The 7,388-nt window shown below is 72.8% G+C and carries 7 protein-coding genes; 3 read left to right on the top strand and 4 right to left on the bottom strand.

All coding sequences use genetic code 11. The annotated features are described in order from the left end of the window. Positions 1 to 144 precede the first annotated feature (144 nt). Positions 145 to 2,517, bottom strand: a complete 2,373-nt coding sequence (locus ABFX54_RS36415) for a helicase-associated domain-containing protein (protein WP_346111268.1) — start codon at positions 2,515 to 2,517, stop codon at positions 145 to 147. A 45-nt stretch (positions 2,518 to 2,562) separates the two neighbouring features. Between ABFX54_RS36415 and ABFX54_RS36420 the strand changes: the two genes are divergently transcribed. Next, complete coding sequence (locus ABFX54_RS36420; RefSeq protein WP_346111269.1) at positions 2,563 to 3,507, top strand: hypothetical protein; 945 nt, start codon at positions 2,563 to 2,565, stop codon at positions 3,505 to 3,507. Here ABFX54_RS36420 and ABFX54_RS36425 read toward each other — a convergent pair. After that, positions 3,500 to 4,117 (bottom strand): TetR/AcrR family transcriptional regulator, encoded by a 618-nt coding sequence (locus ABFX54_RS36425; RefSeq protein ID WP_346111270.1) that lies wholly within the window; start codon positions 4,115 to 4,117, stop codon positions 3,500 to 3,502. The genes ABFX54_RS36420 and ABFX54_RS36425 overlap by 8 nt on opposite strands. A 34-nt stretch (positions 4,118 to 4,151) precedes the next feature. After that, positions 4,152 to 4,574, bottom strand: a complete 423-nt coding sequence (locus ABFX54_RS36430) for a hypothetical protein (protein ID WP_346111271.1) — start codon at positions 4,572 to 4,574, stop codon at positions 4,152 to 4,154. Between the two features lie 104 nt (positions 4,575 to 4,678). Between ABFX54_RS36430 and ABFX54_RS36435 the strand changes: the two genes are divergently transcribed. Then, entirely contained in the window at positions 4,679 to 5,296 is a 618-nt protein-coding gene (locus ABFX54_RS36435; protein ID WP_346111274.1) for an HAD family hydrolase, read from the top strand. A 92-nt stretch (positions 5,297 to 5,388) separates the two neighbouring features. Further along, the gene (locus tag ABFX54_RS36440) at positions 5,389 to 5,784 is read left to right on the top strand and encodes a cold-shock protein (RefSeq protein ID WP_106250619.1); all 396 of its coding nucleotides are present in this window, start codon (positions 5,389 to 5,391) and stop codon (positions 5,782 to 5,784) included. A 17-nt stretch (positions 5,785 to 5,801) separates the two neighbouring features. Here the strand turns inward: ABFX54_RS36440 and ABFX54_RS36445 are convergent. Beyond that, a partial coding sequence (locus tag ABFX54_RS36445) for an MFS transporter (protein ID WP_346111272.1) occupies positions 5,802 to 7,388 on the bottom strand: 1,587 nt, incomplete at its 5' end.

Below are 7,388 nucleotides of genomic sequence, written 5' to 3' on the forward strand. Positions count from 1 at the left end.
GGAAGCGGCCGTCTGGGCCCGCCCCGGCGGTCGCGCGCCAGGCGCTGACCCGGTCACTCATGACCGCGTCGCACCGCTGACCCGGTCACCCGGCCGGCTCCGTCACACCGGCCCTCTCGTTCGCGGGCCTCGCGCCGTCGCCGGTCAGAGGCCCGACACGCCGGTGATGCGGTGCAGGGCGAAGCGGTGGACGGCGGCCCTGGTCTCGTCGTACGCGGTCAGGTAGCCGCCCTCCATCCTGGCCGGCTCCAGGATGCGCGAGGTGGCGTTGCCCTGCGAGTCGAGATAGCCGATCCACACCCGTACACCCTGTTTGATGGCCTCCTGGAGGGCCGAGATCGTGGCGGTGGTGGGCCCCAACGGCTCCTGGCCGGCCGGCGCGTCCACGGGCTCACGCCGGGCCAGGTGGGCCGCGTCGCCGGCTCGCAGGGCGCGTACGGCTGCCGCCGCGACCTCAGGATCGAGGCCGTTCGGCGAGGCGACCGCGCGGACCGGGGCCAGCCCCTCGGTGCGCCGGCTCTCCAGCTGGGAGATGATCACGTCGCCGTCGAGCGACTCGGCCACCGGCGCGTACCCCATGGCCCGCAGCGAGTCGACCAGCGCCGCCCGCGGCGAGCGGGAGGCGATCACGGTCGGCGCGAGCCGGCGCAGGCGCAGCGCGGACGAGCGGCGGTCGGCGGTGATCTGGTCGAGCAGCGCGGGGTCGTCGCAGCGGATGTACGCGCTCGCGGTGCCCACCCTGATCCGCCCGTGCCGCCTGGCCACGTCGGTCACCAGGTAGGACAGCGCCTGCGGCACCGGCGTGGCCGAGTGTCTGGCCAGCATGGAGACCAGCTCCTCGCCGCCGTGTCCCGCGTCGAGCGCGCGCCGGATCGAGCTCTCGCTGAACCGGTAGACGGTGGCGCCGCCCTTCGACTCGATGTCGGCGGTGAGCGTCATCCAGCGGTTGAGCTCGCTCGTCAGCGGGCCGGGCGCGACGGCGGTCAGGTCGGCCTGGAGCAGCACGTGATCGACCGGCTCAGGCAGCAGCGGGGCGAGCACAGCGGCCGCGTCGCCGCCCTCGACGAGCACCCGCCCGTGCGCGGACAGCGCGCCCAGCCCGGTCACGCCCACCTGCTCGGCCTCCCGCAGCGCGAACTCGGTCAGCTGCTCGCGCAGCGGCCCCCTGCGGCGCGGCTGCTCCCACGCCAGCCGTTCGAGCACGGCGTCGCGCGCGGGCGCGAGGCCGGGAGCCGACGCGAGCACACCCAGCGTGGCCGCCCTGATGCCGGGCGCGGACGAACGGCGCAGGTCGGCGTGCAGGGCGTTGAGCGGCCTGTCGCGCTCGTCCCGGTCGCCGACCAGGCCGGGCACCCGGTCCATGGCCAGCCAGGTGAGCGCCAGCGCCGTCCACCGGTCGGCCGTCCCCCTGACCCGCCACAGGTCGTAGCCGGAGGTCGGCAGCCACTCGCCGTCGACGCCGCCGCCCGCGTGGATCACCCCGGCCGCGTGCGCGACCTCGATCACCAGCGCGGTCACCCACTCGGGCAGGTCCAGCTCGCCCGCGGTGCGCTTCAGGTCGCGCACGCCCAGCCCTCCGGTACGCAGCACGCCCGGCGGCTCGACGCTCCACCGCTCGCACAGCTCCTCCACGGATCTGACGAACGAGAACGCCTGCCCGGCCGCCGTACGGTCGGCCAGCCCGGCATCGCGCGCGGCCCCCTCCAGCGGCGGCGGCAGGGCCAGCAGGTCGCGGTGCACCCGGCCGCCGCGCAGGTAGAGGCCCACCTCACGGGGCAGCGCCACGGTCTCCTCGCCCGTGGCCGCCAGCAGGCCGCGCGCCAGCAGTTCCTCGATGGGCGAACGGGCCGTGGCCACGCTCACCTCGCGCCTGGCGTTGGGCACGCGGCCGGTCGGCGGGCCCCAGACGAGCTGGTCGAGCGCGCCCCTGGCCTCGGGCGAGACCGACTCGATCAGCCCTTCTGGCTGGGCCAGTGCCGCCGCCAGCCGTTCCTTGCCCGAGCCGGTGGTGCCGGGGGCGACGTCGTCGGCCATCTCCTCAAGCTGCTCGGGCGCGTGGTGCCGGAACGCGTCCATGGCCCGCGGGCCCAGCCCCGCCGGGTCGTCGAGCAGCTTGCGTACGCCGGGGCCCAGGTCGAGCGCGTCGTCGGGGCCGTAGACGAGGGCCAGGTCGTACAGCCGGTCGAGGGCGGCCGACAGGGCCGGCTCGGGGTCGGCGCTGCCCGCCTCGCCGGTCGCCAGGGCGTTCTCCGGATCGGCGCCCGCCAGCGCCGCCCGGATGAGCTCGCGCAGCTCGTCCTTCGGCACCGGGCCGTCGCGTACGGCCAGCGTCTCCACGACCGCCAGCGTGAACCGGTCGAGCCGGTCGAGAACGCGGCCGATCGCCGACGGGCTGCCCGCTCGTGAGGCGAGACCTTCCAGATGCGCGGGCACCGGAGTGATCAGCTCTGGCCGCGCGGAGACGAGCGCCCGCAGCTGTGCGTCGGTGCGTCCCCTGATCCACTCCGTGAACTCCATCGTTGCCATGGTATGTCCCCCCTGATTGGGGCAGCATTGCTAGACGTGATAGAGCGCGCGGACCAATTGGTGCTGAACTACGTCTCTCAGGCCGCCGACGCGGCCCACGGCGTGCTCAGGGCCGATCAGCGGCTCGACTTCGCCAGACGGCTGCGGGCCAGGATCGAGGTCGAGCGGGGCGGCAGCCAGAACGCCCGCCAGGTGGCCAAGGTGCTGGCCAGGTTCGGCGATCCGGTCGCGCTCGTCGAGCGCGAGGCGCGCAGGCTGGCCGAGGCGGGCGTCGCCACCGCGCGGGACCCGGTGGGCGTGGGCGTCACGCGGGCCGGCGGCGGCGCCGGGACGAGCTTGGGAACGGCGGGTGGAGCGGCGGCGGGTTCGGCGGCGGGCACCGGGGCCGTCACGAGGCCGGCCAGTGGGCCGGTCAGCGGGCCTTCCGGCGGGGGAGGCACGCGGCCTTTGCCGGCCGTGGCCGACGAGGAGGCGCCGCCCGGCGTGCGGGCGTACCGCAGGATCGCCCAGGACAGCCTCGACCGGCGGCAGGGCATGGGGCTGCCGTTCGCCGGGCTGCGCAGGGCGGCCATGTCCAGCGCCAACCCGATGGCCACCGGCGGCAGGGACGCCAGGACCATCGTCAAGGAGCACCCGCGCGACACCGCCGCGCTCGTGATCCTGGTGCTGGCCGCGCTGCTGGTGCCGTTCGACCTGCCGGCGGTGGCCATCTTCCAGGTGCCCCTGGTGGTGTGGGCCGTGGGCGCGGCGATGGTGCTGTTCAGCGACGCCTGGAACGTGCGCGACCGGTTCGTCGGCGCCGGCGCGCCGCTGCTCGGCTACGCCGTCGGCGGCGTGCTCATCGGCGGCCTGCGCGTGGGGATCGAGGCCGGGATGGCGGCGTTCGTCACGCAGTTCTGGGACGTCAGCGGCACCATGTTCATGATCGGTACGGGCGCGGGCGTCCTGTGGCTGGCCTACCGCCTGCTCGACGTCAGCTGACCGGCGCCGGGCTGGGCAGCAGGCCGACGGCCAGCCGCACCCAGGCGGCCACGAACTGGTCCTTCTCCGCGTGCCCCGGCAGCTCGCCCACGGTCTCCTGGAAGAGCCGGTAGTGCACCACGGCCCCGCCGAGCACGGTCGAGATGCCCGACCAGTCGAGCTTGGCGTCGTGGTATTCGGGCTGGGCCTTGAACCAGGTGACGATGGCGTCGAACATGGGCTGGAGCAGCCCCTCGCGGACCACCGCGACCAGCTCGGGGAACTGGCTCAGGTCGCGGAAGAACACCCGGGTCAGCTCCGACTCCTCGCGCACCTTCGCCAGCCCGGCGCGGCACACGTGGGACAGGCGCACCTCCAGGTCGACCGAGGACTCCATGGCGCTCAGCTCGGCCAGGCTCTCGGCCACCTGGATCCGGGTGCGGCTGGCGTGCTCGCTGATGGCCGCGGCCAGCACCTCGTACTTGGACTTGAAATGCCGGTAGAGCCCTCCGGCGCCGGGCGAGAGCCCGGAGGCGGCTTCGATCTCGGCCACCGACGTGGCGGCGTAGCCCCGTTCGGCGAACAGCCGCAGGGACTCATCGATGATCCGCTCACGTGTCGATCTGGTCATGTCTGTGCTGATACCTCCGTAAGGAGAGTAGTCGTTATGGGGCGGCGCGCCGGATCAGGCTCGCCAGGGCGGAACCGATGATCAACCAGACCACCGCGGCCAGGCCGTAGTTGACCAGCGTGGTCAAGTGCGGATCGGCGAACCGGAACAGGTTGGCCAGCCCGAGGGAGAGCGTCGAGGCGAGGGTCTCGACGAACCGGTACCAGACGTTGGCCGGGTTGGCGCTGAACACCGTGAAGACCGCGTGGAGCACCAGGGCCAGCGCGGCGACCCTGCTGGCCAGCCGTACGAGGTAGACGAGGGCGCCGATGACGCGCTGCCACACCGTCAGCACGGGCCCGCCGGGGCGGGCCGGGCGGTGCGGCCTGGGCTCAGGCCGCGTCAAGGGCGGCTGGGGCGGGGCCGAGGAGGCGACGAGCCGGTCTCCGCTGTGCGGCGGCTGGGGGGTGTCGGTCACGGCCACTCCTCTCCGATAAGTAATTCCTTTCTTCCCATTCCCATGCTCTCAGAACAAGGCCCGTTACGTGGAGTAGGGGGAGGTTTGGGATCCTGCTGTCTGTGATGACTTCGGTGGGATTCGACCTTGACATGACATTGGCGGACACGCGGTCGGGCATAGCGGCCGTTTTCGACGAGCTGGCCGTGCGTTTGGGCGTGCCATTCGACAGTGCGGCGATCGTACGGCGACTGGGGCCGCCGCTGGAGATGGAGCTGGCCAACTGGCTGCCCACCGAGGAGGTCGAGGCAGCCGCCGACCTCTATCGAGAGATATATCCGGAAATGGGGGTGCCGAGCCATACCGCGATGGCGGGCGCGTACGAGGCGGTCGAAGCCGTGCGCGCGGCCGGCGGCCGGGTCATCGTGGTGACCGGCAAGAACGCCCGCGACGCCGTCGGCACCCTCAAGGTGCTGGGCCTGGACGTGGACGAAGTGGTCGGATCGGTTTTCGCGGCCGCCAAGGGATCGGCACTCGCGCGCTTCGGCGCGGCGGCTTATGTTGGTGACCATGTCGCCGACATCGAGGCCGCACGCGCCGGTGGCGCCGTGAGCGTGACGGTCGCGACCGGCCCTTACACGGTGGGAGAGCTGCGTGATCACGGAGCTGATGTGACGTTGGGCGACCTGACCGAATTCGCCGCCTGGTTCAGCACATGGCGCGAGCATCATGAACTCCGGTAAATGCACCGCATTTACCCGGTCGCCCTGGCGCTTCGCGGGGCATAACCTACATCCATCCGTCCTCCTTTCGACTGTTTGAACGAGGTCCTCCTGTGCCGAGTGGCAAGGTCAAGTGGTACGACGCCGACAAGGGATTCGGCTTCCTCACCCGCGACGACGGCGGTGAGGTCTTCGTGCATTCATCCGCGCTGCCCACAGGTGCGGGCCCGCTGAAGCCCGGCCAGAAGGTCGAGTTCGGCGTGGCCGAGGGCCGTCGGGGCCAGCAGGCGCTCTCCGTCAGGATCCTGGAGCAGCCGCCGACGCTGGCCAAGACCAAGCCCAAGGGCAAGCGGAAGAAGCCGGACGAGATGGTGGTCATCGTCGAAGACCTCATCAAACTGCTCGACGGTGTCTCCACCTCCTACCAGCGCGGCAAGCATCCGGACGCGGCGCACGCCAAGAAGATCGCGCAGGTGCTCAGGGCGGTCGCGGACGACCTCGACGCCTGATCCGCCGCCGTTCCCGCTCAGCCGTGCGGGTTGGTGAGCGGCTTGGTCGGATCGACTCCGCCGCCCCGCTGCTCACCGGGACCCGGATGGTGGCCGGGCCCGGGATCGGGCCGGACGTCCGGTCGGCGGTCGGGCCGGGGACCGGGCTCGGCATCGGGCTGAGGGCCGGGCCGGGGATCGGGCCGGTCATCGGGTTGGACGTCAGGCTGTGCGTCGGGCCTGAGGCCGGAGGCCGCTTCGGCTTCGGCCCGCTGCCGGCGTAGTTTGCGTTCGGTCTCGCGTACGCGGCCTCTGCGCGAGACCAGCAACCAGCCGAGCATCGCGATGAGCGCGACCGCCGGAGCCACCAGCCCGGCCGTGCTGCTCCGCGTGAGCGAGAGCACCAGGCCCACCAGCCCGCCGAACACCCAGGCGAGCTGCAGCACCGCCTCGACCACGCCGAACGTGGACGAGCGCACCTCCTCGCCGATCTCCCGCTGCACGATCGCGTCGAGCGCCAGCTTGCCCAGCTCCTGGGCGAACGCCGTGACCAGGGCGATGGCCAGCGCGGTCCACACCCCGAAGAAGACGGCCGTGACGACGGCCGTCACGGCGGTCACCGCCAGCGTGACCAGCACGATGAGCTGCGGCGAGTTGTTGCGCGTCCAGTTCGCGACCGCGGCGCCCACCAGGCCGCCCAGCCCGGCCGCCCCCGCCAGCAGCGCGATCGTCTTGGGGATGTCGAAGAACGGGTCGCGCGCCCACGGCTCGGCGGCGGCCAGCCACGGCACCGCCTCGTCCTGCACCAGGAACAGCAGGAAGAACAGCAGGAAACCGGAGAAGACGCGCAGCGCCAGGTTCGCCCAGACGGCCTCGGCCACCGCGGGGCCCACCTTGAGCAGGGTGCGCCAGCGCGGAGGCCCGCCCTCCTCCTCCAGGTCGGGGGAGTCGATGTGACGCGGCAGGCGTACGGCGGCGACGCCGAGCAGCAGGAAGGCCACCATCGCCACCCGCAGCACCACCGCGCTGCCGACGACGGCGGTCAGCCCCGCGCCGACCGGCACCGCCACTCCCGCCGCGACCAGCGTGAACAGCGCCACCCGCGCGTTCGCCGAGACGAGCCCGATGTCGGCGGGCAGCACGCTCGGCATGATCGCCGCCCGCGACACGTTGTACGACTTCGACAGCACCAGCACGCCCAGCGCCCCGATGAACAGCGTCGGCAGGTCACCGGGCCCCACGGCCGCCGCCATGGCGAAGCACAGCAGCCCTCGCCCGAACAGCGTGCCCGCCATCACGTAACGCCGTCCCGACCTGAACCGGTCGAGTATCGGCCCCACGAACGGCGCCAGCAGCGCGAACGGCAACATCGTGATGACCAGGTAGAGGGCCACGGAGCCGCGTGCCTCGCCGACGGGCACCCCGAAGAAGACCGTGCTGGCCAGCGCCACCGTGACGAGCGCGTCACCGGCGCTGTTGCCCGCCGACAGCTCGATCAGCCGGCCGAGCCCGGTGCGGCCGGCGCCGTTGGCGTAGGTGAGCCGGCGGGTGGCCTGGCCGACCTTCCTGGCGCCGCTCGCGGTGGCCTTGCCCGCCCGCGCGGTGCCGGTGGCCGTGGCCCTGCC

The organism is Nonomuraea maheshkhaliensis, assembly GCF_039529435.1.
GTDB lineage: Bacteria > Actinomycetota > Actinomycetes > Streptosporangiales > Streptosporangiaceae > Nonomuraea > Nonomuraea maheshkhaliensis.

What these genes read in the sequence shown, in the direction of transcription:
- ABFX54_RS36415 (WP_346111268.1), bottom strand. Translation starts at nt 2,517, where the DNA reads ATGGAGTTCACGGAGTGGATCAGGGGACGCACCGACGCACAGCTGCGG.
- ABFX54_RS36425 (WP_346111270.1), bottom strand. Translation starts at nt 4,117, where the DNA reads ATGACCAGATCGACACGTGAGCGGATCATCGATGAGTCCCTGCGGCTG.
- ABFX54_RS36435 (WP_346111274.1), top strand. Translation starts at nt 4,679, where the DNA reads ATGACTTCGGTGGGATTCGACCTTGACATGACATTGGCGGACACGCGG.